The sequence below is a fragment of the Stenotrophomonas sp. 05N37 genome, assembly GCF_056397365.1.
Genome location: NZ_JBFTNG010000009.1, coordinates 115,416 through 139,963, shown reverse-complemented (window position 1 = coordinate 139,963; position 24,548 = coordinate 115,416). Strand labels below are relative to the sequence as shown.

21 protein-coding genes are annotated in these 24,548 nt (G+C 66.7%); 12 read left to right on the top strand and 9 right to left on the bottom strand.

Annotation, left to right across the window (positions count from 1 at the left end; translation table 11 throughout):
- Positions 1–223: 223 nt before the first annotated feature.
- Genes AC1DGC_RS19015 through coaBC form a run of 3 tightly spaced genes read right to left on the bottom strand, consistent with a single transcriptional unit; the run spans position 224 to position 4,308 of the window.
- Positions 224–2,563: a phosphomannomutase/phosphoglucomutase gene (locus AC1DGC_RS19015; RefSeq protein WP_478048593.1), complete on the bottom strand. Its 2,340-nt coding sequence runs from the start codon at positions 2,561–2,563 to the stop codon at positions 224–226.
- 15 nt (positions 2,564–2,578) lie between these two features.
- Entirely contained in the window at positions 2,579–3,052 is a 474-nt protein-coding gene (gene dut, locus AC1DGC_RS19010; RefSeq protein ID WP_259206563.1) for a dUTP diphosphatase, read from the bottom strand.
- Positions 3,049–4,308 (bottom strand): bifunctional phosphopantothenoylcysteine decarboxylase/phosphopantothenate--cysteine ligase CoaBC, encoded by a 1,260-nt coding sequence (coaBC, locus tag AC1DGC_RS19005; protein WP_478048592.1) that lies wholly within the window; start codon positions 4,306–4,308, stop codon positions 3,049–3,051. Before coaBC ends, dut begins: the two co-directional genes overlap by 4 nt.
- Positions 4,309–4,674: 366 nt before the next feature.
- Between coaBC and AC1DGC_RS19000 the strand changes: the two genes are divergently transcribed.
- The 9 genes from AC1DGC_RS19000 to AC1DGC_RS18960 all read left to right on the top strand — a co-directional run bounded on the left by AC1DGC_RS19000 (position 4,675) and on the right by AC1DGC_RS18960 (position 14,704).
- Entirely contained in the window at positions 4,675–4,869 is a 195-nt protein-coding gene (locus AC1DGC_RS19000) for a KTSC domain-containing protein (RefSeq protein ID WP_394163038.1), read from the top strand.
- Positions 4,870–5,320: 451 nt separating this feature from the next.
- Positions 5,321–5,743, top strand: coding sequence for a hypothetical protein (locus AC1DGC_RS18995; protein ID WP_478048591.1), 423 nt, complete (start codon positions 5,321–5,323; stop codon positions 5,741–5,743).
- Positions 5,743–8,835 carry an XVIPCD domain-containing protein gene (locus tag AC1DGC_RS18990; protein ID WP_478048590.1) on the top strand — a complete coding sequence of 1,031 codons (3,093 nt, stop codon included), beginning with the start codon at positions 5,743–5,745 and terminating at the stop codon, positions 8,833–8,835. Before AC1DGC_RS18995 ends, AC1DGC_RS18990 begins: the two co-directional genes overlap by 1 nt.
- Before the next feature lie 647 nt (positions 8,836–9,482).
- Positions 9,483–10,181: a RadC family protein gene (radC, locus tag AC1DGC_RS18985; RefSeq protein WP_394162994.1), complete on the top strand. Its 699-nt coding sequence runs from the start codon at positions 9,483–9,485 to the stop codon at positions 10,179–10,181.
- Between the two features lie 150 nt (positions 10,182–10,331).
- A complete protein-coding gene (gene argS, locus AC1DGC_RS18980; protein ID WP_394162992.1) occupies positions 10,332–12,020 on the top strand; it encodes an arginine--tRNA ligase in 1,689 nt (562 codons plus the stop codon).
- An 18-nt stretch (positions 12,021–12,038) separates the two neighbouring features.
- Entirely contained in the window at positions 12,039–12,923 is an 885-nt protein-coding gene (locus AC1DGC_RS18975) for an SPOR domain-containing protein (RefSeq protein ID WP_394162990.1), read from the top strand.
- Positions 12,924–13,142: 219 nt separating this feature from the next.
- A complete protein-coding gene (locus AC1DGC_RS18970) occupies positions 13,143–13,466 on the top strand; it encodes a hypothetical protein (RefSeq protein WP_478048589.1) in 324 nt (107 codons plus the stop codon).
- Between the two features lie 17 nt (positions 13,467–13,483).
- Complete coding sequence (locus AC1DGC_RS18965; RefSeq protein ID WP_478048588.1) at positions 13,484–14,275, top strand: helix-turn-helix domain-containing protein; 792 nt, start codon at positions 13,484–13,486, stop codon at positions 14,273–14,275.
- 72 nt (positions 14,276–14,347) lie between these two features.
- Positions 14,348–14,704 carry a VOC family protein gene (locus tag AC1DGC_RS18960; protein ID WP_394163036.1) on the top strand — a complete coding sequence of 119 codons (357 nt, stop codon included), beginning with the start codon at positions 14,348–14,350 and terminating at the stop codon, positions 14,702–14,704.
- Positions 14,705–14,907: 203 nt separating this feature from the next.
- Here the strand turns inward: AC1DGC_RS18960 and AC1DGC_RS18955 are convergent, their stop codons facing one another.
- Both AC1DGC_RS18955 and AC1DGC_RS18950 read right to left on the bottom strand, forming a co-directional pair.
- Complete coding sequence (locus AC1DGC_RS18955) at positions 14,908–15,657, bottom strand: SDR family NAD(P)-dependent oxidoreductase (RefSeq protein WP_394162984.1); 750 nt, start codon at positions 15,655–15,657, stop codon at positions 14,908–14,910.
- 168 nt (positions 15,658–15,825) lie between these two features.
- Positions 15,826–16,311 carry a hypothetical protein gene (locus tag AC1DGC_RS18950; RefSeq protein WP_394162982.1) on the bottom strand — a complete coding sequence of 162 codons (486 nt, stop codon included), beginning with the start codon at positions 16,309–16,311 and terminating at the stop codon, positions 15,826–15,828.
- 156 nt (positions 16,312–16,467) lie between these two features.
- Between AC1DGC_RS18950 and AC1DGC_RS18945 the strand changes: the two genes are divergently transcribed.
- Positions 16,468–16,938: a YehS family protein gene (locus tag AC1DGC_RS18945; protein ID WP_256777010.1), complete on the top strand. Its 471-nt coding sequence runs from the start codon at positions 16,468–16,470 to the stop codon at positions 16,936–16,938.
- Here the strand turns inward: AC1DGC_RS18945 and AC1DGC_RS18940 are convergent.
- Entirely contained in the window at positions 16,913–17,839 is a 927-nt protein-coding gene (locus AC1DGC_RS18940) for a LysR substrate-binding domain-containing protein (protein ID WP_478048587.1), read from the bottom strand. The two genes, AC1DGC_RS18945 and AC1DGC_RS18940, sit on opposite strands and share 26 nt — an antisense overlap.
- 112 nt (positions 17,840–17,951) lie before the next feature.
- Here AC1DGC_RS18940 and AC1DGC_RS18935 point away from each other — a divergent pair, with 112 nt between their 5' ends.
- Complete coding sequence (locus AC1DGC_RS18935; RefSeq protein ID WP_394162976.1) at positions 17,952–19,142, top strand: MFS transporter; 1,191 nt, start codon at positions 17,952–17,954, stop codon at positions 19,140–19,142.
- Positions 19,143–19,502: 360 nt separating this feature from the next.
- Here the strand turns inward: AC1DGC_RS18935 and AC1DGC_RS18930 are convergent, their stop codons facing one another.
- Positions 19,503–20,144 carry a TorF family putative porin gene (locus AC1DGC_RS18930; protein WP_478048602.1) on the bottom strand — a complete coding sequence of 214 codons (642 nt, stop codon included), beginning with the start codon at positions 20,142–20,144 and terminating at the stop codon, positions 19,503–19,505.
- A gap of 238 nt (positions 20,145–20,382) precedes the next feature.
- Here AC1DGC_RS18930 and AC1DGC_RS18925 point away from each other — a divergent pair, with 238 nt between their 5' ends.
- Positions 20,383–20,772, top strand: coding sequence for a DUF6165 family protein (locus AC1DGC_RS18925; protein WP_394162974.1), 390 nt, complete (start codon positions 20,383–20,385; stop codon positions 20,770–20,772).
- A 21-nt stretch (positions 20,773–20,793) separates the two neighbouring features.
- On the opposite strand, the gene AC1DGC_RS18920 is transcribed toward AC1DGC_RS18925, so the two are convergent.
- Both AC1DGC_RS18920 and AC1DGC_RS18915 read right to left on the bottom strand, forming a co-directional pair.
- Positions 20,794–21,537 (bottom strand): FadR/GntR family transcriptional regulator, encoded by a 744-nt coding sequence (locus AC1DGC_RS18920; protein WP_259206582.1) that lies wholly within the window; start codon positions 21,535–21,537, stop codon positions 20,794–20,796.
- 92 nt (positions 21,538–21,629) lie between these two features.
- The gene (locus AC1DGC_RS18915) at positions 21,630–24,512 is read right to left on the bottom strand and encodes a TonB-dependent receptor (protein WP_478048586.1); all 2,883 of its coding nucleotides are present in this window, start codon (positions 24,510–24,512) and stop codon (positions 21,630–21,632) included.
- Positions 24,513–24,548 lie beyond the last annotated feature (36 nt).

Sequence of the window (24,548 nt, the reverse complement as noted above, 5' to 3'; positions counted from 1 at the left end):
ATGCGGGCCAACGCCCGCGCGCCATGACCAACGGTCGTAATCTCGATGCGTGCCAACGCCCGCGCGCCATGTCCAACGATCGTGATCTCGGGCGGGAGGGCAGCCGAGCATGGCTCGGCTCTACCGATGCACGTGCAGTCCGGCGCGTCGCGATCAACGGGCGTGACCCATCAAGACGCGCCAATTCCAAGGTAGAGCCGAGCCATGCTCGGCTGCCTTTCCCTCAGAACCCCAGCGCCACACCCGGCAGCAGCGGCTGCAGCTGCTCGCGGAACAGGGTCTTGATGCGCTCCAGCGCAGCGTCGTCATTGGCCTCGAAGCGCAGCACCAGCACCGGGGTGGTGTTGGAGGCGCGCAGCAGGCCCCAGCCGTCGGGGAAGTCCGCGCGCAGGCCGTCGATGGTGGCCAGGCGTGCGCCGGCGAACGGCGAATCCTCCAGCTGCGCGGTGGCCACGAACAGCGACACCAGCGCGTGCGGCGTGCCCGATTCCACCGGCACCTTCAGCTCCGGCGTGGACACGCTGTCGGGCAGTTCCTCGAACACCTCCGACGGGGTCTCCTCGCGCTGCGCCAGGATTTCCAGCAGGCGCGCCGCCGCGTACAGGCCATCGTCGAACCCGAACCAGCGCTCCTTGAAGAAGAAGTGCCCGCTCATCTCGCCCGCCAGCTCCGCATCGGTCTCGCGCATCTTCGCCTTCATCAGCGAATGCCCGGTCTTCCACATCAGCGGGCTGCCGCCATTGCGCAGCACGTAATCGGACAGCTTGCCGCTGCACTTCACGTCGTAGATGACCAGCGCGCCCGGGTTGCGCATCAGCACGTCGGCGGCGAACAGCATCAACAGCCGGTCGGCGTAGATGATCCTGCCCTCGCGGGTGACCACGCCGAGGCGGTCGCCATCGCCGTCGAAGGCCAGGCCCAGGTCCGCGTCGAAACGCTTCACGGTCTGGATCAGGTCTTCCAGGTTGTCCGGGTCGCTCGGGTCCGGGTGGTGGTTGGGGAAGGTGCCATCCACGTCGCAGTACAGCGGAATGACTTCGGCCCCGATCGCCTCCAGCAGTGGCTGGGCCAGCTCGCCGGCCACGCCGTTGCCGGCATCGGCCACGATCTTGAGCGGGCGGTCCAGCTGGACGTCATCGGCGATGCGCTGGATGTAGTCGGCGTTGACCTGGCGCTCCTGCAGGCTGCCCGGCTCGGCAGCCACGTGCAGGTGGCCGTCGCGGATGCGCTGGTACAGCTCGGTGATGGCATCGCCGGACAGCGTCTCGCCACCCACCACGATCTTGAAACCGTTGTAGTCCGGCGGGTTGTGGCTGCCGGTCACCGCCACGCAGCTGCCCGCGCGCAGGTGGTAACTGGCGAAGTACACCACCGGCGTGGGCGCCAGCCCGATATCGATCACATCGCAACCGGCACGGCGCAGGCCTTCGATCAGCCCGGCGCTGAGCTCCGGACCGGACAGGCGGCCGTCGCGCCCCACCACGATCTCGCGCAGCCCCTGCACCTGCAGCACCGAACCGATGCCCTGGCCGATCAACGCGGCGACCTGCGGGGTGAGCTCGCGCCCGACCACGCCACGGATGTCGTACGCACGGAAAATCCCGGCCGGCACGTCCTGGCCCGGCACGCTGGGCACCGGCGGCGGACCACCCTCGGCCGGCGGGGGCACCACCGCCAGCGGCACCTGCTCCAAGCTCTCGCGCAGCGTGGGGCCCTCTTCCAGATGGGTATTGCCTGCGGCGCGACGGCGCGGCAGCGGCACCTTGCCCTTGCCGAACTGCAGCATCGCCGCGATGGCCAGCAACAGCACCGCCACCACCGCGCAGGGAATGGCCGACAGGCCCAGCGGGCCCGCGTCGACATCCGGCACGGCCGCCGCCAGGCGCAGCCCACTCTTGCCGATCGGACGGGCCAGTGCCTCGGCGCCATCGCCGAGCGACGTGGTGCCCTGCTCGATGATGTTGTGATTGCCCTGGCGCAGCGCCAGGTAGCCGGCCTCGGGCACGCGCACCTTGTCGAAGGTGGCGGTGAGGCGCAGCAACGGCTGGCGCACGTAGATCAGCGCCGGCCCCTGGGTGCCCAGCACCACCGGTGCCGCCAGGCCCAGGCGCTGGCCGCCGGCATCGCGGACGACGCGGGCCACCACGGTGTCTTCGGCATTGGCCGCTTCCAGCAGGGCCAACCGCGAATAGCCGAAGGCCTTCGGGTCGGCATACGCCTCATCCAGCGTGGCGGCCACCACCTGCACCTCCTCGGTGCCCGGCCAGCCTTCACGAATGGCCACGGCGGTGGCCTCGGCATCGCCGCTGGCCAGCGCCGCGGTGACCCGCTCGCTCTTCACCAGCTTGGCCAGCTGCGCCACCTGGCCGTTCAGCGCGGTCTGCACCCCGGACACGATCTGGTCACGCGATTCCTCCAGTGACCCGCCGACCGACGCCTGCCGCCACTGGTTCACCGCACTCCAGCCAAACCATCCGCCCAGCAGCACCAGCATTCCCACCAGCAATGGGCCGGTGCGCTTGCTTGCCAGCCGCGGTTGGCCTTCCGCCGTTGCCTTGCTCATGAACACTTCCCCCTGTCAGCGCACCCCGGTATGGCCGAATCCACCCGTTCCCCTGGCGCTGTCGGTGAAAGTATCCACTACCTGCAGGCCCACGCGTGCAATCGGCAGCACAACCAGCTGCGCGATGCGGTCGCCCGGCTGCAGCGTGAAGGGCTCACGGCCACGGTTCCACGCGCTGATCAGCAGCGGGCCCTGGTAATCGGCGTCGATCAGCCCGGTGCCGTTGCCCAGCACGATGCCGTGGCGATGGCCCAGCCCCGAGCGCGGCAGCACCACGGCGGCCAGGTTCGGGTCGGCGATATGGATGGCGATACCGCTTGGAATCAGCGCCGTATCGCCCGGCTGCAAGGTGAGCTCGGTTTCCAGCGCCGCGCGCAGGTCCAGCCCGGCGCTGTGCTCGGTGGCATAGGCCGGCAGCGGCCAGGTATCGCCGAAGCGCGGGTCGAGCAGCTTGACCTGCAACGGCTGAAGGGGGGAATCAACGCTCATGCGTGCAACCTCTGGGCAATCAGGGACAACAGTTGTTCGGCCAGCAGCGCCTTGGAGGTGCCGGGGAACACCTGTTCGCCGCCCTGCCAGTAGGCCGTGGCCGCATTTTCATCGCTTTCGAAGCCGCCGGTGGCAATGCCCACCTGGTTGGCGATCACCAGGTCCAGGCGCTTGTCCACCAGCTTGCCGCGCGCGTACTTCTCCACATCGTGGGTTTCGGCGGCAAAGCCGACCACCAGCTTCAGCGCGTTGGTCTGCGCGGCCACCTCGGCCAGGATGTCTGGCGTGCGCACCAGCTCCAGCGTGAGGGTCTGGGTGCCGGCGGTCTTCTTCAATTTCTGCGGGGCCACCTGGCGCGGGGTGTAATCGGACACCGCGGCCGCGCCTATATAGATGTCGGCCGGCAGCGCGCCCAGCACCGCCTCGCGCATCTGCGCAGCCGAGCGCACATCCACCCGCTGCACCCCGGCCGGGGTGGGCAGCTGCACCGGGCCGCTCACCAGCACTACCTGCGCGCCCTGGCGGACGGCAGCCGCGGCCAGCGCATAGCCCATCTTGCCGCTGCTGCGGTTGCCCACGTAGCGCACCGGGTCCAGGTCTTCATAAGTGGGGCCGGCGCTGATGACCACGCGCAGGCCCTGGAGCTGCTGCTCGGGCGCGGCGTCGGCACCGGACGGCGCCTGCAGCGCGGCCAGTGCGGCAACGATGGCATTGGGTTCGGTGAGCCGGCCCGGGCCGGATTCGCCCTCGGCCAGCGGGCCGTCCTCCGGACCGATCACCTGTGCACCGCGCTGGCGCAGCAGGGTGATGTTGGCCTGCGTGGCCGGGTGCTGCCACATGCGGTGGTTCATGGCCGGGCACACGGTGAGCGGCGCGGTGGTGGCCAGGCACAGCGTGGTGACCAGATCATCGGCGTTGCCGTGGGCCAGCCGGGCCAGCAGATCGGCGGTGGCCGGGGCCACCACGACGCGGTCGGCCCAGCGGGCCAGCTCGATATGGCCCATGGCCTGCTCGGCGGCGCTGTCCCACAGGGTGGTGCGGGTGGGCTGGCCGGACAGGGCCTGGAAGCTCAGCGGGGTGACGAACTGCTGGGCCCCGGCGGTCATGGCGACCTGCACCTGGGCCCCGGCATCGCGCAGGCGACGCACCAGTTCCAGCGACTTGTAGGCGGCGATGCCGCCACCGACGCACAACAACAGCTTCTGGCCTTGCAGCGGGCGCGCGGACGCCGGAGAAGCCTGGGGGGAGTCAGCCACCTGCGAATTTCCTGTCGAACTGAGGCGATTAGCTTACCTGATGGGGTGTGGGGGGCTCATGCCTCAGGGGCATGAGGGGGGTGTTTTTGGTCATGAGGGGGCTGGCGCGCTTGACAGTTGTTTCCAATGAGCGCTCCCCCTGTCTCACCCGAAACGGGGTGATTCCAGTCATTAAGAAAGGATGCTTTAATCAACCGCGCAGCTGAAAAAATATTCTTTTGTTCTTTGGCCTGCAATGCAGAATTGCTTGCCATGCATGGAACAGTCGCGGCTAAAAGCGACAACTTCCACACCGTGCCGTAGGTCAGCCGGGCGGAGGGGGTCTGGAGGTTCGGCCACTAAAATGTCACGGAGAAATCAGTGGACATGATTCGCGTTTCTTCTTCAGCCATCGCCGAAGTGGGCTATGACCCGAATACCCTGCGCATGGAGATCCGGTTCGCTCAGGGTCACACCTACGACTTCTGCCGAGTCCCGCCCCACGTGTTCCAAGCGCTTCTCAGCGCACGCTCAAAGGGCAGCTACTACAACGACCACATCCGGGATCACTATCGTTGCTAGCTCGTACGGACATTTCCAGTTCCCTCCGTACTTGAACGCGATGCATTGCGCAGCCGGCCGCTCCGCTCCTGCCCGGAAGGGGAAGCTAGTCGAGCCAGGTCATAGCGCGAGAGCGTAGTGACCATAGCCTCCGATGTCGTAAAGACCAGGCATCGAGCTTTACTCATCCAACCACGACTGATGGTTGAAAATGAGTGCCCCATCTCCTGCCAAACCGTTGCGGCTGTGCCAGTATCGGACGGTCAGGCAGCGATCAGCCTTTCAGCCAGCTCATGGACGTAACGCTGGCGCGAGGCAACTCGCAATGCGGCATAGTTCCGACCCGTGCGCGGGCGTCCTTATCGTCTGGAAGAGACGAATCTCGGGACCCGTGAGACGAGGCGACCCCTCCTTCGCAGGGACTATATGCAAAGGCCTACGTGAGAAATCTGTCAAAACCGGAGAGTTTCAAGTGAGCGATACGTTCGAATGGATTCATTTCCCAGAGGGGCAGGCAAGGTTCTCGGGGATTCGCCGCGGCTGGGACGAACAGGGGAGGCATACCTTCTCGATTAAGCTCGACGGAAATGAGTATTTCGGCGAGATCAAGCGCCTTTTCTCAGCCGACGATGACAAATACGGAATCGTTATCGATGCGTTCGGCTATGAGTTGGGTGAGACTGTCGGCATGCCCGGTCTGGCTGCGCGAAGGACTTTTACTACTGGCGAAGCAGCTGCCACTGAAGCGCTGGTGATCAAGCTTGTCCAAGCTGGATCTCGGTTGATTGATCCTCCGAGTATTTTTCTGCAGAAGGATATCGCGGACTTCACGGGTGAAATTCAGTTCAAGCAGGGCTGGATCCTTGTTGGGATCGATATCGCTGGTGACCGGTAATGGCCGATTACTCCGCACAAATTTCGCGCATCCGACAGGCACAATCACTTGATGAGATTCGAGATGTTGCGCGACAGTTTTCTGCACAGGCGATGGGTGATGGGGGTGTGCTCTATAGCCGCCCTGTAGGTGGTGTGACCTCTGAAGTCATCGCCCTTGAACTTGCGAAGAAGGGCGGCCTCCCTGTCATCAATGAAACGCCTCGGGCAATATTTCTGTCCGACTTGCAAGTGAAGCAAGCTGTAGATTCGTCGGCAGCGAGGATACTCAAGGCGCAAGGGGTGTCGCCTGCGGCTCTGGAGGCGCTGACGCTGGACTTTCAGTACGGCAATCCCAAAGCCGTCGCGAACTCGCTGACTTCTCTTGAGGGCTGCCTCTGGGGCGACGCGTCCCGCGAGTTCGCCGCTTCCATGAGGGGTGACATCAAGGTCGTTGCCACCGCCGCCAACATGGAACGCGTGTTTGGCAAGGTCGAACTGCCGACTATCCTGGACAACCCCAATGTCCAGACGCTGGGCGGGAAATCTTTGGCCGAACTGCGTGCCATTGCCGCAGCGGAGGGCACGCAAGCGCTGCTGGATCCAGTACAGGCGCAGTTTGTAGAAGCGGCCCCCCGTGGCATTTTCAAGTCAGCCGGTGCGCTCTCGATCACAACGGAACCGGTGGCGCTCTCACGCGAGTTCGCCGACGCCATGGGGATCGACTCCAACAGATTTTCTCCGGCAGCCGAGCTATCGACGTCCGGCACCGTGGTGCGTGCCGATATCGGTACGGCGGTCCAAGTGGCACAGGACGAAGCCAGGATCATGCGCGCATCGACGGCGCCGGAGCATGCTCCAACGCAGCGTTTACGGCCCGCAGGAGCAGTGGCTTCGGAGGTTCCTCCCGGCCTGACAGCAGCAGAAGGCATTGCCCCCCGTCCGGGTGGCAATCCCGGTATTAAAGCTGCAGGCATCGCTGGCACGGCGCTGCTTGCCTACGACTTCGGCACCTCGGGCCACAAGTGGGTCCAGTTGCAGTCCCAAGGCAATCAAGCCGGTGCGGACTCCACGGCCACGCGCTTTGTCGGCCGCAACGTCGGTGGCGCGATGGGTGGTTTCCTCGCCGGTGCAGGCGCGGGTGCGCTGACCGGCTCCTGGAGCGGCCCCGGCGCACTTGTCGCCGGACTGGGCGGCGGCGTGGTCGGTGCGTATATGGGTGATCGCTGGGCTGAACAGAAAGACATCGATCGCGTCTATACGCAGATCGACCCGGGCGGACGTACCTGGACGCGGGACCCGCAGGACCCGCAGGGGCGATGGGTGCGCGGGGCGCATCAGCAGCAGGTGCAGACCAGCGCGCTGGCAGGTGAGGTCGAGGTAAAGCCTGTACAAACCTCGCTGGGCGAGGACGTGCTGTTCCGTGCGGACTATGTCGCCACCGGGCGGCTGGAGCGGCTGCTGAACCATAAGGCTGCCAATGCGTCCTACGAAATTGGCCTGGCTAATCCGCCCTTGCCCAAAGATCCTTTCCGGCAGGATGCCAGCGCTGAGCAGCAGCCTGCGCGCACGCCCTTTGAAACCGAACGGGCTTTCGTGCGCGATCCACAGTCGGGACAGTGGCAGCTGGAGATCAAACAGATGCTCGACGGCCGCATCCCCAATACGCGGCTCGATGCTGTCAGTGCAGAACGCGGGCTTGAGCTGGACCAGCAATCACGCACCGTGATCGCCCAGAATGCGGCCAACTCGCCGACGGCAATGGCATCGCGTTACCGGGTAGCCTACGAACAGGGTCGCTGGAGTGATTTCGACCCGGCACTGCCGCCGGCCATCAACAATGAGCTGCTGAAGACCGACACGCTGCAGGCCAGCGACGGCAATAGCTACACGCGCCGAGCCGATGGCCAGTGGCTCAGCGATGGCGTGCTCTACAACAGCTCGGCAGATCTCAACCTGCGCGACGAACTGGAGCTGACGTTGCAGAGTCTGCAGGTCGGCGTGCAGGAAATGAACGCGATGGCCGACTACACCAGGGCAAACCCGCAACTGGAACCGGAGGGCGTCCGCGGGCAACTGGCTACCCTGTATGCAAAGCACGGCATCGAGCGCAGTGCGGCGCAGCTGGATGCGTCGGTGGCAGCAGTGGAGCGCAACCATGTTCGCGATGGACTGAACCAGGACTTCACCCTGGAGTTGATGCCCGACCCGCGCACGCGCGCGCCCAGCGCTGACAGCGCCATTGCCACCTTCAGCGACGGTGGTGGCAACCGCATGGTGCTCAAGAGCACCACCACCGCCGAAGACATCACGCAGACGCAGCTGAACGCCGTTGATCAACAGCAGGCCCGGCTGCCGGGTTCACCCGAGCTGCGCATCGCAACGCTGCCTCTGCAGGAGCGCGAGGCGCACCAGCCGACGCTGCGCCAAGCTGATCGACAGGGGGCATCCAGCCTGGGAGACCTGCAAGATGCGCCGACAGCCACGCCGGAAGAGCAACTGGTAACGGGTTTGATCGACAATCCCGGAGGTCGGGCCACGCATGCCGGCCATCCGGCCAGTACCCCACCGGTGCCATCCGCGCGGCAAGAGACTGACGTGCCACTGCTCACCACGCCGCACTCGACCGAGCAGCACGCACCCGATCCATCGCCGGAGCGCGGCGATGGTCTGCTGAAGTCGAGTTGGGAGAGCACGGTGCCGCCGGACCGCCAGTCCACGCCAATGCAGGCCGGTCACCCCGACCACAGGCTCTACGAGCAGGTACGCCATGGCGTGGCTGCGCTGGATGCCGAGCACGGGCGCAGCTTCGACGCGACCAGCGAGCGGATGACAGCCAGCCTGCTGGTGCTGGCCAAGAGCAACGGGCTGGAACGCGTGGACCACGTGCTATTGAGCAATCCCACTGCCGCACTGCCCGCCGCACATATCGTGTTCGTTGCCCAAGGCGAGCCCAGCACCCACATGCGCCAGAGTGCGGCCATGCCTACCGCGCAGGCTGCGCAGACGTCGGTAGAGGAGTCGATGCAAAAGCTCAACGTGCTAAGCCAGGATCAGCAGCAGCGCGGACAGGAACAGCAATTGGAGCAACAGTCGCACATCGCACGCTCGTAACGGCTATCTGGATGCTTGCTGCGAACACGGGGCGAGATCGGAGCTGCCGCTTGCTGATTCGCCTCAGAACGCATCAGGGAGATGATGGTGTATTTGCCTATCGCGCCCCACATCCCGACGGGAAAGAGGGAACGAACGTCTACCGAATTCTGGCGGCAGGAATGGCCCAATGGTCATTGCATCGGTTCGCGGGCTGGCAGAAAGCCCATATGCGGCCCTTCCAGCTCAGACCTTTGACGAATACTCTATTCCCAGGCAAATGATTAGATACGGACCGCTTTCGGAGTTTCTTGAGAAGCAAGGTAGCGCAGCCAAAAACTGAAGACAGTTGCTCTCGAGACGTGGGTGGAACAGCCGAGCCTGGGGAGTCGCTTTGCTCTGCATAGCGCAGACAACGGGTAGCATCCAAGCAAGGAATATCAGCTCGCAGGACATTGCATCCTCCCCCAGTATTCAGTTTACCGGGAAGGGGGCAGAACCTCGGCCTCCCGAAGATGCGGAGGATCGACCCGGGCTTAACCCGCTCCGCGGATCGGACCCGTGCTGGCGCAAGGGGGGATGTCACCACTGGTGGTCACAGATTCCCCTTACCCAGCGGCGCGGACAGAGCTTATAGCTTCTAAAGATATGGTTACCCATGCTGGGCCATGGCAATCAAAGACTGGCCCAAGGATGAACAACCGCGCGAGAAACTGCTGGCGCGTGGCCCAGCAGCGCTTTCGGATGCTGAGTTGCTTGCCCTGTTCATGGGCACCGGCTGTAAAGGCTTGGACGTCATGGAGAACGCACGCCTTCTCCTCAAGGAACATGGCCCCCTGCGCCTATTGCTTGATATGAGCGCGAAGAAGCTGAGGAAACTGCCGGGTCTTGGTCCAGCACGAGCTTGCAAGCTGGTCGCCGCACTGGAACTCGCCGACCGCCATTTGCGTGCAAAGTTGGACCTGGGTGAAGGCATGTGCGATCCCAAGGCCGCCATGCGTTACTTCAAACAGCGACTTCGCGGGCGTCCACATGAGGTCTTCGCCGTCATGTTCTTGAACACCCGCAACCACATGCTGGCGTTCGAGGAGCTATTCAACGGCACGATCGATGCGGCGGCGGTCTACCCGCGCGAAGTGGCACGCCGCGCCCTGTTCCACAACGCGGCAGCCGTGATCATCGGCCACAACCACCCTTCTGGCAGCGCTGAACCGTCCGCTGCCGACCGCGATATCACCCGTCATCTGGAAAAGGCCCTGCCTTTGGTAGGCGTCCGCCTCCTGGACCACGTAGTAGTAGGCGAAGGCACCCCCGTCTCCATGGCTGAACGAGGCTGGCTCGAACCCACCCTGTCCTTCCGGGGCTGAACGCCCCAGTCAGCCCCAACACCCCTGTCCGAAGCCCCAAAACCACCCCCAAAGGCCCTCAAGCCCCCTGCCCCAACCCCGTTCAATGGATCGGCCCGCCATCTAGGCTAAAATTGCCGATTCCGCCGCTCCAGTCCCAAAGCAGGCCTTGTGAAAAATCTCCTCCGCGCCCTGATCAGCCAAGGCATCGAAGCCTTGCGCGCCAACGGCACTCTGCCGGCCGATACCCTGACCCCGGAATTCGTGGTCGAACGCCCGAAGACCCGTGAGCACGGCGATTTCGCCACCAATGCCGCGATGCTGCTGGCCAAGCCGGCGCGCAGCAACCCGCGCGCCCTGGCCCAGGCGCTGCTGGATGCGCTGCCCAAGAGCAATGACGTGCTGCGCGTTGAGATCGCCGGCCCGGGCTTCATCAATTTCCACCTCGCCCCCAGCGCCTACCAGCGCGAAGCGGCCAGCGTGCTCAAGGAAGGCGCCGATTACGGCCGCAACCTGAGCGGCAACGGCCGTACCGTGGGCGTGGAGTACGTGTCGGCCAACCCGACCGGCCCGCTCCACGTGGGCCATGGCCGCGCCGCCGCCATCGGCGACTGCCTGGCGCGTCTGCTGGATGTGAACGGCTGGAACGCCAAGCGCGAGTTCTACTACAACGACGCCGGCGTGCAGATCGAGAACCTGGCCCTGTCCACCCAGGCGCGCGCCAAGGGGCTCAAGCCCGATGACGCGGGCTGGCCGGAAGCGGGCTACCGCGGCGATTACATCCAGGACGTGGCCAACGCCTACCTGGCCGGCGCCACGGTGGAGCTGGAAGGTCATTCGGTGGTGGGCGAGCGCGACCCGGACAACCTCGATGGCATCCGCCGCTTCGCGGTGGCCTACCTGCGCAACGAGCAGAACCAGGACCTGGCCGCGTTCGGGGTGGATTTCGACATCTACTTCCTGGAAAGCTCGCTGTACAAGGACGGCAAGGTGGCAGAGACCGTCGCCCAGCTGCAGGCGGCCGGCCACACCTATGAGGACGGCGGCGCGCTGTGGCTGCGCTCGACCGACTTCGGTGACGACAAGGACCGCGTGATGCGCAAGTCCGACGGCACCTACACCTACTTCCTGCCGGACGTGGCCTACCACCTGAGCAAGTGGCAGCGCGGCTATGAGCGCGCGATCACCGAGCTGGGCGCGGACCACCACGGCTCGCTGGCGCGCGTGCGCGCCGGCCTGCAGGCGCTGGACGTGGGCATTCCCAAGGGCTGGCCGGAATACGTGCTGCACCAGATGGTGACGGTGATGCGCGGCGGCGAGGAAGTGAAGCTGTCCAAGCGTGCCGGCAGCTACCTGACCCTGCGCGACCTGATCGAAGAAGCCGGTCGCGATGCGACCCGCTGGTTCCTGATCGCGCGCAAGCCCGATTCGCAGCTGACCTTCGATATCGACCTGGCCCGCGCGCAGAGCAACGACAACCCGGTGTTCTACGTGCAGTATGCGCATGCCCGGGTGTGCAGCCTGCTGCGCCAGGCGCAGGAGAAGGGCCTGAGCTACACGCCGGGCGAAGGCCTGGCCGGCATGGCCTCGCTGAGCGACGACGCCTCGCTGTGGCTGATGGTGGAAATGTCGCGCTTCCCGGAAGTGGTGGAAGCGGCCGGTATCGCGCTGGAACCGCACCTGATCGCGCAGTACCTGCGTGAATTGGCGCACGCCTTCCACACGTGGTATCACGGCACGCAGGTGCTGGTGGCTGACGATGCCGAGCGCAATGCCAAGCTCACGCTGGCGTGCGCGGCGCGCCAGGTGCTGGCCAATGGTCTGAACGTCCTGGGCGTTTCCGCCCCGGAAAAAATGTAAGCAGTGGAGAAGCAGTAAATGGCAGCACGACGCGGCAAGAGCCAGGCACGGCGCAACAGCAGCCAGGGCACACCGGGATGGGTGTGGCTGGTTGCGGGTGTGGCGATTGCGGCCGTGGTGTTTCTGGCGGCACCGAACCTGTTCAAGAACGACGGTGACGGCTTCCTGCGGGTAGGCCCGCAGCCGAACCCGAACGCCCAGCCGGCCCCGGTGAGCGACGCCGACACCGACGTGGGCGCCGAACTGCCCAAGCCGGGTGCGGCGGCCAAGCCTGCCGAACCGGCCAAGCCGGCCACGCAGTACGACTTCTACACCCTGCTGCCCGGCAAGGAAGTGGAAATGTCCGATGCGGAGCTGGCGGCCAGCGCGCGTGCGGAAGATCAGCGCCGCGCCAAGGCCGAGGCGCAGCGCGCGCAGGCGGCGTTGGAAGGCCGTCCGTTGCCGCCTGCACCGGCACCGGCCCCGGCACCCACCAGCACGGCGGCGACCACCTCGCCGGCGACGGTGAGCACCGCCCCGCTGCCTGCGCCGGTGGCCGAGCGCCCTGCGGCGACTACGGCAGCGGCGGCCACCCCGGCGCAGACGGCAGCGGCTGCTCCGGCTGCACCGAAGCCGGCGGCGACCGCAGCGGCCACGCCTGCGGCGGCAGCAGCTGAGCCGGCCGCCAGCAACGTGCGTTACATCCTGCAGGCCGGTGCGTTCGGCGCGTCTGGCGATGCCGAGGCGACGAAGGCCAAGCTGGCGATGATCGGTTTGGCGGCGCGGGTGGAATCTGCGCAGATCAACGGCAAGACGGTCTATCGCGTGCGCATGGGGCCGTATGGCAGCGCGGGCGAGCTGGCGGAGGCCAAGCAGAAGCTGGATGGGACGGGGCTTCAGGCGATGGCGATCAAGGCGCAGTAAGTGGCGCTGCAGGTTTTTTTAGGACGCCGGGCTTGCCCGGCGTTTTTTTTGGGACGTGAAGAGCAGCCGAGCATGGCTCGGCTCTACCACCTCCGGGGAATCAACGCGCGTCCGGTAGCAGCCGAGCATGGCTTGGCTCTGCCTGGTTTACGGTTGCGCTATCGTGCGCGACGGGGTGCATCTGCGCCTCTGCCCATGTCGAACAGAGGCGGTGCTGAAATGGTCGAGCCTTATCCAGCCCTGAGACCGGTTCGCGTTGAACTCTGCCTTGACGCTGTTGATTCATGCGGGCGCACGGTCATGGCGCTGAATGCATCCACGGCGCGCCCCATGGCAGACGCCTTTGGTGTCGAACCCATGTGGTACGGCTTCGTCCTGAACGATCCAGCCATGCCGGTGATTGAACCTGGGGCCACGGTGACCTGCACCATCTCGTTCCTCAATCACGACGGTGCAATCGAGGCACTGCACAGCGGCGCTTCAGTTCTCTTTGGCGATGGGTCGTCCACGAAGGGTGTGATCAAGATTGTTTCTCTGGATTGATCCGCTATCGTCCGCGCATGTCTTCCCGCCCTGATCCTGCTGACCTTCCCGGCGTTGCCGGCGCTACCGGTCGCTACCGCGAATGGGCGCCGCCGGCTGCGCTGCGCGGCGGCTTCGGGCAGCTGTGGCGCAGCGATCTGCCGATGGGCCATAGCGGTGAGGTGGCGGTGCTGCCCGATGGTTGCGTGGACATCCTCTGGCGCGATGGACGGCTGTTTGTGGTGGGGCCGGATGTGGTGGCGGCGCACCCGCAGTTGACGCCCGGTGCGCAGGTGTTGGGCGCGCGGTTTCAGCCGGGTGCGGCGCGGGCGTGGCTGGGGTTGCCGCTGTCGGAGATCGTGGGGACGGCGGTGGAACTCGACGCCGTGCTGGGTGTGCGGGCGCGGCATATGGCGGCGCGGTTGAACGCGGTGGGCGATGCCGAGGTGCGGCAGCAGCTGTTCGCGCGGGAGCTTGCCGGGGTGGCTGGCAATGGCAATGGCAATGGCACTGCCGATGCCGCGGCGGCGCAGGTGTTTGCCCAGGTGCGTGCGGGGCATGGGGATCTGGCGGGTGTGTCTACGGCACTGAAGATGAGCACGCGCAGCCTGCGCCGGTTGTGCCATGCGCAGTTTGGTTACGGGCCGAAGATGCTGGAGCGGATTCTGCGGCTGCAGCGGTTGCTGGCGATGGCCCGGGCGCGACCGGGGGATGGGCTGGCGGGGTTGGCGGCGGATGTGGGCTATGCCGACCAGTCGCACCTGAGCCGCGAGGTACGGGCGTTGGCAGGGATCGGGGCGGCGCAGTTGTGCGCGCAGTGGCGGAGCTGACTGGCCGTTTTGTTCAAGACGGACGCGGCCCAGGTCGCGATGCTGGGGCTTCCTTTCAACCCGAGCACAGCGATGAGCACAGCACACGGCAACGACCGCCGCATCGACAACATCGAATTCAACGTGGCCGATATCGCCCGCAGCAAGGCGTTCTATGGGGCGGTGTTCGGCTGGTCGTTCACCGATTACGGCCCGGGCTATACCGAGTTCGACGACGGCCGGTTGCGCGGTGGGTTCACCATGGACGAGCCGGTGCGCGCGGGTGGGCCATTGGTGATTCTGTATGCCGACGACCTGGTGGCCACGCAGCAGCGGGTGGAGGCGGCCGGGGCGGACGTCTGCCGGGCGGCGTTCGATTTTCCCGGCGGGCGGCGGTTTCATTTCCGCGATCCGGACGGGTATGAATTGGCGGTGTGGACGGCCGCCTGACGTAGAGCCGACCGTTGGTCGGCTGCCGTCAGCGGGGGGCATGGGCCGCGCGGTATGCGCCAAGAGCAGCCGAGCATGGCTCGGCTCTACCGGGATGCCGCGCCCCGGAGCCAAGAGCAGCCGACCAACGGTCGGCTCTACCGGTTTGTTCGCGTGGCGGGGCGCCGGCCAGCGGCCGGCACCACCGGGGCGATCCGCTTGGATCAGTCGCGCGCGACCTGGAAACCGGCGAACGACTGGCTCACCGGCATCAGCTCCAGGCGGTTGATGTTGAGGTGCGCCGGCAGGTTGGCCACCCAGAAGATCTGCTCGGCGATGTCCTCGGCGGTCATCGGGTTGGCGCCGGTGTAGAGGGTGTCCGAGGCGGCCTTGTTGCCGTGGGTGCGCACCAGGGTGAACTCGGTCTCGGCCATGCCCGGCTCGATGGTGGTGACGCGCACGCCGGTGCCGTGCAGGTCGGCGCGCAGGCCGAGCGAGAACTGGCTGACGAAGGCCTTGGTGCCGCCGTACGCGTTGCCGCCCGGGTACGGGTACACGCCGGCCACCGAGCTGATGTTGATGATGGCGCCCTTGCGCGCCACCAGCTGCGGCAGCAGGCGGTGGGTGAGGGTGACCAGCGCGGTGACGTTGGTGTCGATCATGGTGCGCCAGTCTTCAAGCGAGGCGTTCTGCGCCGGGGCGGTGCCCTGGGCGAGGCCGGCGTTGTTGACCAGCAGGTCGATGGCGGCGAAGTCGGCCGGCAGGGCGGCCAGCGCGGCCTCCATGGCGGCGCTGTCGCGCACGTCGAAGACGGCCGCGTGGACGCGCTCGGGACCGTAGGCGTCGACCAGCGGCTGCAGCCGTTCAGCACGGCGGCCGGTGGCGATGACGCGCCAGCCGGCCTGGGCGAAACGATGGACGGCGGCAGCGCCAAAGCCGGAGGTGGCGCCGGTAATCAGAGCAGTACGGGTCATCGGGGTACTCCGTGGGAATCACGGGTATTTTCGCACCGATGCGGGGGGTGTGTGCCGGGGGCAATGTGCTGCACGGGGCGGGATGGCGTAGAGCCGGGCTCTGCCCGGCTGTGCGTGGGGGCGGATTCGCGTGCAGCCGGGCAGCGCCCGGCTCTACGCGATCTGCGATCAGCGGATGCGGAAGACGCGGGCCTTGGGCAGGTCTTCGTCCACCTGCAGGAACCAGCGCCCGGCGATGCCCGGCACGACCACGATCTCGGGGTTGCTGCGGCTGGCCTTGAGCGTCATCTCGCCCTTGAGCACCTGCCACTGCTGGCCGTTGTCGAGGGTGAACACGGTGCCCGGCGCCCAGCCATCCACCTGGCCGGTGACCTTGGCCTTGATCGGGCCGTCGTCCAGCCCGGGGAACATCGGGGCCGGGGTAGGCGCGCCGGGCAGGGCGACCGGGGCGGCGGCCACCGGCGGGGCCGGGGTGCGCGCGTCGGCCTCACGCAGCAGCCGGTTCAGGGCCTGCAACTGGGCCGGGGTGAGCCCCACCTGGGCCAGTGCCTGCGGGTCCACGCGCTGTTCGATCGCCACGTAGGGCACCTGGGCGGCGGCCGATCCGGCCAGCCACAGCATTCCCGCACCTACCACTGCCTGCCACCTGCGCATTGCCTGCTCCACTGCCTGTCGATGCCTGATGGCGGCACTGTGCTTCACTTTCATGGCAGCCAGATGACAGCCGCGCCGGTCGCGACGGGGCCGGCGACCGGCAGGGGGTAAAATGGCGGCCAGCCGCGCAGCCGCGCCGGCGGTATTGGACGTCCCATGATCAACAACGATGTACTGCGCAGCATCCGCTACATGCTCGACCTCAGCGACGGCATGATTGCCGACACCTGTGCCCTGGCCGACCCGGCCTTCGTGATCGACAAGGCCGACGTGGCCGGTTGGCTGCGCAAGGAAGACGAGGAAGGGTTCGTGCCGTGCGATGACCGCACCCTGGCGCACTTCCTGGATGGGCTGATCGTGCACTTCCGTGGCCGCGACGAGAGCCAGCCGCTGCGCCCGGTGGAAAAGCGCATCACCAACAACCTGGTGCTGAAGAAGCTGCGCGTCGCGTTCCAGTTGAAGGACGTGGACATGCACGAGATCTTCGACAACGCCGGGTTCCCGGTGTCCAAGCCGGAGCTGTCGGCGCTGTTCCGCCAGCCGGACCACAAGAACTACCGTGCCTGCGGCGACCAACTGCTGCGCAACTTCCTCAAGGGCCTCACCCTGCGCGTGCGCGCGGCCTGAGCCCCGCGCCGGTACGTGGCTCCGCCTGCGGGGCCACGTGCTGCAGCAGTTCCTGCATGAAGGCCCGCGCCGCCGGCGTGGGCAGTTTCGACCAGACCGCATGCACGCGCCGCACCGGTGCATCCTGGATGGCCACGCAGGCCACGCTGGTGAAACCGGCGGCGATGGCCACCGGCACGATGCCCACCGCCAGCCCCTGCTGGACGAAGCGCTCGATGAGCGACATGTGGTTGATCTCGAACGGCACCCGATGCGGTAGCCCGGCAGCGGCGAAGGCCTCGTCGGTCTGGCGGCGCGCGCCGCTGCCATATTGGAAATCCACCAGCGGCAGCTCGGCCAGGGTGGCCAGCGACAGCCGCTTGCGGCTGGCCAGCGGGTGCGCGGGCGGCAGCACGGCCACCATCGATTCTTCGGCGAGCAGGCGATGGCAGGCACCGTCGATGGCGGTGCCCGGCGAGAGGCCGACGAGGGCCACGTCCACGCGGCGCTCGCGCACGTCTTCCATCAACACTTCGCTCTTGTCCATGCGCAGGCGGAATTCCACCTGCGGATAGCGGGTGTGGAAGGCGGCCAGGCAGGCGACCAGGTCCACGGCGGTGAGCGAGGTGATCTGGCCGATGGTGAGGGTGCCGCGCACCTGGCCGGCGACGGCGGCGACGTCTTCGCGCAGGTGGCGCAGCGTATCGAGCACCTGGCGGGCGTGGGTGAGCAGGACCTCGCCGGCCGGGGTGACCCGCACCTGGCGCGGCAGGCGCTCGAACAGGGTGGCCTGCAGTTCTTCTTCGAGGTGGGCGATCTGGTGGCTGAGCGCGGACTGCACGACGTGGCAGCGCGCGGCGGCGCGGGTGAAGTTGCGTTCTTCGGCCAGCGCCACACAGAACTCGAGCTGTTTGAGGTTCACGCCGGCATCTCCATCACCCATCTATTTTCCAGATGCGTTGGATGATAACTATTCATTTCCATCATCGCGACGGGAGGCGGACACTGGCGTCCCCCTGACACCTGGAAGCCGTATGACCGCCGATGTCCACACCCCCTTGAGCCGCTGGCAGGTGCTGTTGATGGCCTTTGCCACCGGCGTGGCGGTGGCCAGCAATTACTACGCGCAGCCGCTGCTGCACACCATCGCCGGCGAGTTCGGGGTGTCGTTCGGGCGCGCGGGCACGCTGGTGACGGCGGCGCAGTTGAGCTACGGCGTGGGCGTGGTGCTGCTGGTGCCGCTGGGCGACATGTTCGAGCGGCGGCGGTTGATCGTGGTGATGTCGCTGTTGTCGGCTTCCGGGCTCGTGGTGAGCGCGCTGAGCCATCAGTTCGCGTGGCTGCTGGTGGGCACGGCGATCACCGGGTTGTTCTCGGTGGTGGCGCAGGTGCTGGTGCCGTTCGCGGCGACGCTGGCGCGGCCGGAAGAGCGTGGCCGGGTGGTCGGCACGGTGATGAGCGGGCTGCTGCTGGGCATCCTGCTGGCGCGGACGGTGGCCGGTGCGTTGTCGTCGCTGGGCGACTGGCGCTGGGTGTACTGGATGGCGGCGGGCACGCTGGTGCTGACGACGTGGGTGCTGTATCGCACGTTGCCGCGCTTCCATCAGCATGCGGGGCTGGGTTACGGGGCGTTGCTGCGCTCGATCGGGACGCTGTTCGCGCAGGAGCCGGTGTTCCGGTTGCGCACGCTGCTGGGCGCGTTGAGCTTTGCGATGTTCGCGATGTTCTGGACGCCGCTGGCGTTCCTGCTGGCGGGCGCACCGTACCACTACAGCGACGCGACGATCGGGCTGTTCGGGCTGGTAGGCGCGGCGGGCACGTTGGCGGCAGGGTTGGCGGGACGAATGGCGGACCGCGGCAAGGCGGCGCTGGCGACGACGCTGGCGCTGGTGCTGCTGGCGGCATCGTGGCTGCCGCTGGGCTTTTCCACGCAGTCGCTGGTGGCGCTGGTGGTAGGCGTGCTGGTGCTGGACCTGGCGGCGCAGCTGCTGCACGTGAGCAATCAGAACGTGGTGTTCGCGCTGCGCCCGGAGGCGCGCAACCGGCTCAATGCGGGGTACATGACCGGGTACTTCATCGGCGGTTCGGTGGGGTCGCTGGTGTCGGCGCAGGTGTATGGCGCCTACGGTTGGATCGGGGTGTGCCTGACCGGCGCCGGTGTTGCGGTGGTGGCGATGGGTGTCTGGGCGTGGGCGGTGATCGCGGAGAAGCGGAAGGCGTCGTGACGCCGACCGCTGGTCGGCTGCCGCAATGCGGCGCCGTAACGCCGACCGCTGGTCGGCTGCCGCAATGCGGCGCCGTAACGCCGACCGCTGGTCGGCTGCCGCGACGTGATGCCGTAGAGCCGACCGTTGGTCGGCTGCAGCAATGCGGTGCCGTAGAGCCGACCGTTGGTCGGCTGCCGCAATGCGGTGCCGTGACGCCGACCGCTGGTCGGCTGCCGCGACGTGATGCCGTAGAGCCGACCGTTGGTCGGCTGCATCTGCGCGGTGGGTAAGAGCAGCCGACCAACGGTCGGCTCTACGAGAAGCAGCCGAGCGACGGTCGGCTCTACGTGGAGCAGCCGAGCGACGGTCGGCTCTACGTTAGAAGGTGGTTTGGACGGCGAACTCCACGCGGGAACCGGCGTTGCCGGGGAACAGGCGCTTGGCGGCGTTGTCGGTGTCGTGCGCGGTCAAGCGCAGTTCCCAGGGGCCGTGCACCTTCCAGATCGCACTCAGCTGGCCATGCAGGTAATCGTCGCCCTGCGCGCTGGCCAGCCAGTAATGCCCCACCGCGCCTTCCAGGCGCCACTGCTCGCCCAGCGGCAGGCGTGCGCCCAACTGGGCGTAGGTGCCGCTGTGCCCGCCGGCCAACGCATCGTCGGAGACGCCGACCTGCAGCCAGTAGCGCTGCTGCCAGGTCAGCGTGCTGTTGAGCTCGGTCCAGTCCAGGTCCACGTTGCTGGACGGATAGAGGTAGCGGGTGAGATTGACGTCCAGCGCCCAGTCCTCGCCCAATGCCCCACCCCACCCGGCCACCACGTCGAACTCGCTGCGGGCGCCGTTGTCCGGCTGGAACGACACCCCCGACCCCCACACCGAGGCATACCAGCCGCTCTCGCTGCCGAGTTTGATGCCGGCCTGCGCGGCCGGGTCGCCGTCGCTCTGCGAGCTGCCGCGCCAGACGTAATCGGAGGTCAGCGTCGCGTTGCCCTCCACGGCGGCCGCCGCCGCACCACTCAGCATCAGGCCCAGCAGCAGCACGCTGCAGCGGCGCGCGAGGCGCCCTTTGTTCTGTTCAACCACCACGGTAAGCACTCCATCGGACGGCGGCGCCGTCGAGGTGGGCAGTGTTCCCGCAGCGGCCGTAAAGCCGCCATGGCGCGGCCGGGGGATCGGCGCAAATTCCGTGTAAATCCTGCATCCACGATGCGGCGGAACCCCCGCGCTATCATGGGCCCCCTGACCTGTTGCGAGTAATGGCGTGGACGCGATCCTGACCCCGGTGTCGATTGGCGAGCTGATCGACAAGATCACCATCCTGGAAATCAAGGCCGAACGCATCGCCGACGCCGGCAAGAACGCCAACGTCCGCAAGGAACTCGATGGCCTGTGGCCGTTGTGGCAGCAGCAGCTGGCCAGCCAGCCCGGGCTGGACGCGCTCAAGGCTCAGCTCAAGGCGATCAACGTGCGCATGTGGGACATCCAGGACCAGCTGCGCGACAAGGAAGCGGCGCAGGTGTTCGACGATGCGTTCATCCAGCTGGCGCGTGGCGTCTACGGCACCAACGGCGAGCGGGTGAAAGTGAAGAACGAGATCAACCGCATCGCAGGGTCTGCGCTGGTGGAAGAAAAGCAGTACCAGGGCGAGTAAACCGCCCCGCCCGCGCCGGGCTCAGTGCCCGGTGGCGGCCATGAAGCGTTCGCGGTCCTGCTGGGTGCGCCGGCGGATTTCGGCCAGGGCTTCGTTCTCGGTGGCTTCCAGCATGGATTCGAACAGGCGCTGGAAGTGGTTGCGCATGGCCAGGCGTGCGCCGGCCGGGTCGCGTGCGCGCAGCGCGTCGAGAATGGCGGTGTGTTCTTCGTCGCGGGTATCGTCGTCGTTGTGGCAGACGTTGGCGTAGACCTGCTTCACCCGCGGCAGCTCGTTGCGCATCCGCCAGATCAGCTGCACGCAGTGCTCCACCACCGGGTTGCCGGCGATCCGCGCGATGGACAGGTGGAACTGGCGGTCGGCCTCGCTGGCCGCCGCCTCGCCCGAGGTGGGGTCGACCATGGCCGCGATCAGCCCGGCCAAGGCCTCCACTTCGTCATCGGTGATGCGGCTGGCAGCCATGGCCGCCGCTTCGGCCTCGATCACCGCGCGGGCGGCGGTGAGGTCGAAGGCGGACACATCCGGCAACGCGCCGGGGGCCTGCGCCGGGCGCGCCTTCACATACACCCCCGAGCCGGTCTTGATGGTGATCAGGCCCTGTGCCTCCAGCGCGATTTCCGCCTCGCGCACGGTCACCCGGCTCACGCCCAGGCGCTCGGCCAGGTCGCGTTCGCCAGGCAGCCGCGAGCCCGGCGGGAATTCGCCCTTCTCGATCAGCGCGACGATTTCGGCGGCAATGGACTGGTAGAGACGGGGTTCGGACATCATCAAGACCTGGCTGTAACGGTGGCTGGGGACCGACACGCGACCCGCGCCCTCAGAGAGCGGCGCGGTCCTGGAAAACCGCGCCACTGACCTCAGAAGCGGTAGCGCACCCCCAGATAATAGCGCCGCCCGTAGGTGGTGTACTCGCGGAAGCTGCCCAGGATGGGCATATCCGAGACCCGCGGCTCATCGGTGAGGTTGCTGGCCGACAGCGACAGCGACAGGTGCTTGTTCACCTTGTAGGTGGCGCGGAAGTCGAGCGAGCCATTGTCGCGCACGTAGCGGTTCTGCGAGGGGTCGCCGACGAACTGCTGGTAATAGTCCGAGCGGTACTTGTAGATCGCCTGCAGGTCCAGCTTGCCCAGGCCCCAGTACACCTGGGCCGAGGCCACGTGCTTGGACAGGCCGAAGATGTTGGCCGGCTCGACGATGCCCGGGGTGAATACGCCGGTGATCGGGTCGGTGGACTCGCCCAGGCGCAGGTCTTCGGTCTTGAAGTTGGAGTGGGCGTAGTTGTAGCTGGCCTTCACGCCCAGCCCGGAGAAGATGCCGGGCAGGTAGGAGAAGGTGTGCGAGCCGGTCAGCTCGAAGCCGATCAGGTCGCTCTTCTGGTCGCTGGTGGCCAGCTGCTCGACCGGCACGGTGACGCTCTGGCCGTCGATGTCGAAGGTTTCACCCACCACCACCGGCACCGAGCCGCCGTTGAACTGCTTGTAGTAGATGGCCGTGGACAGGATCGAATCGGCGTTGGCGTACCACTCCAGCGAGACGTCGGCGTTCCAGGACATCAGCGGCTTGGCGCGCGGGTTGCCGGTGGCGGTGATGTTGCCCAGCGCCTCGGCCACGCTGCGGAAGTCGGTATCGGCCTCGTCCAGGGTGAAGCTGCGGCCAAAGCCTTCGGCGGCCAGGTCGGGGCGCGACATGGCGCGGTAGGCACCCACGCGCAGCAGCAGGTCCGGGCGCAGTTCGAAGGACGCGTTGAAGCTGGGCAGCCATTCGGCGTTGCTGGACTTGAGCACCTGGCGGGTGAAATCGCCGGTGGGGGTGAGGGAGACGGTGCCATCGGGGTTGTTGGTCACGTCCAGGCCGCTGCGCAGGCCCACCGAACTGACGTCGGTGCGTACCCAGCGCACGCCGATGTTGCCGGTGACCGGCAGGCCGAACCATTCGCTGCTGTAGTCGCCCATCAGGTAGACGGCGTTGGTCTTCTCGGTGACATCGTTGTTGGCCGGGTTGCGCAGGTCGGCGCTGAGGCCGGTGTCGTCCACGCCGGTGAAGGCGTTGAAGAGGCAGCGGCTGTCGAAGCTGGCCCACTGGTCGATGGTGTTGCCGCTGGCGTTGGCCAGGAAGTCCTTCTGCGGGAATGCCTGGCGGCAGGCGCGGTTGGCCGCGCGGATGGCAGCGACGTTGGTGGTGGTGATGTCGCGGGTGTCGGTGAAGTCGGTGTAGGTGGCTTCGGAATGGCGCAGACCGCCCTTGATGGCGGTGAAGAAGCCGCTTTCCGGGGTGAACGCGGCATCGAAGCGCTGCGCGCGGATGGTGTGCTCGCGGCTCTGCTGGCGGCGGCGGATCAGCGCCGAGTCGGTGTAGTTGTCCGGGTTGTTCACGTCGAACGCCGGATCCAGGGTGATGCTGGGCACGTCACCGCTGTAGTCGTAGGTGTAGTCGACGTAGCGCGTGTTCTTGATGCCGCCCACCGGCCTGCCGTTGACGTCGGTGCGGCCGGCACGCAGGCGGGTGGAGCGCTCGATCTGGTCGCGCTGGGTGTTGGAGTAGGACAGGTCGGTGGACAGCGTCCAGGCCGGGGTCGGCCGGAAAATGACGTTGAGGCCGCCGCCGGTGTACTCCTCCTTGCGCTCGAGGAAGTTGCCGGTGGAATCGATGGTGGTGCTGCCGGTGTGGTGCAGCAGCGCACCATCGTCGGTGACCACGCGGTTGTTGAGGTTGCGCATCATCGACGACAACGACAGGTCCGAGCGGTCTTCGGTGTAGTCGCGCTTGGAGTGCTGGTAGTCGAGGTTCACTTCCCACGCGTCGCTGGGCCGCCATTGCAGCGCGGCAAACTGCGAGTCGCGCTTGTCGTGTTCGATGAACTGGCGGTAGATGCGGCTGCTGGGCACCAGGTAGTAGGGCACGCCGTTGGCGACCTGGTTGCCGTCCACGGTGGTGCAGTTGCGGGTGGCGCCCACCACTTCGCGGCCATCGCAGGCCACCCAGGTGGAGCTGCTGGAGAACATTTCCTCCGGGTTGCTGCCTTCCAGCGCCTGCACGCCCACGGAGACGCCGAGCTTGCCGGCGCCGCCCATGTCGAACTGGTCGATGTAACTGGCGGTACCGCGCCAGCCCACGCCGTCCTTGTCCTTGAGGCGGTTGTCGTAATCCTGCCAGGTGCCGCGACCGTCCAGCTGGATGGTGCGCTTGCCGTACTCGAGCGGCTTGACGGTTTCCATGTTGACCGTGCCGGCGACGCCGCCTTCGACGAAGTCGGCGCGCTGGGTCTTGTAGATGGCCACGGTGTTGATCAGTTCGGACGGGAACTGGTTGAAGTTCACCGAGCGGTCACCGCTGCCGTTGGTGGCTTCGCGGCCATTGAAGGTGGACGAACCGAGGAACGGGCCGAGGCCGCGGATCGAGATCTCCGACGCACCGCCCTTCTCGCGATGGGTGGAGGCGCCGGTGATGGTCTCGATGGCTTCACCGATGGACAGCGCCGGCAGGTCGCCGATGTCATCGGCGGCAAGCACGTCGGAGATGACGGTCTCCTCGCGCTTCTTGTCGATCGAGGTCTGGATGGTGCCGCGCACGCCGGTCACCTGGACCTGGTCCAGGGTGGTGGGCGGTGCGGGCGGTGACTCGGCATCCTGTGCGTGTACCAGCGGCACGGCCGCAGTGACGGACAGGGCATACAACAGCGCGCCATGCAGCGCGGTGCGGCGAAGGCCTCGTGGCGAGGCCGTACGGCGGTCATGCAACATCGTGATCTCCCTCCCAGGATGGATCGTCCGATTACA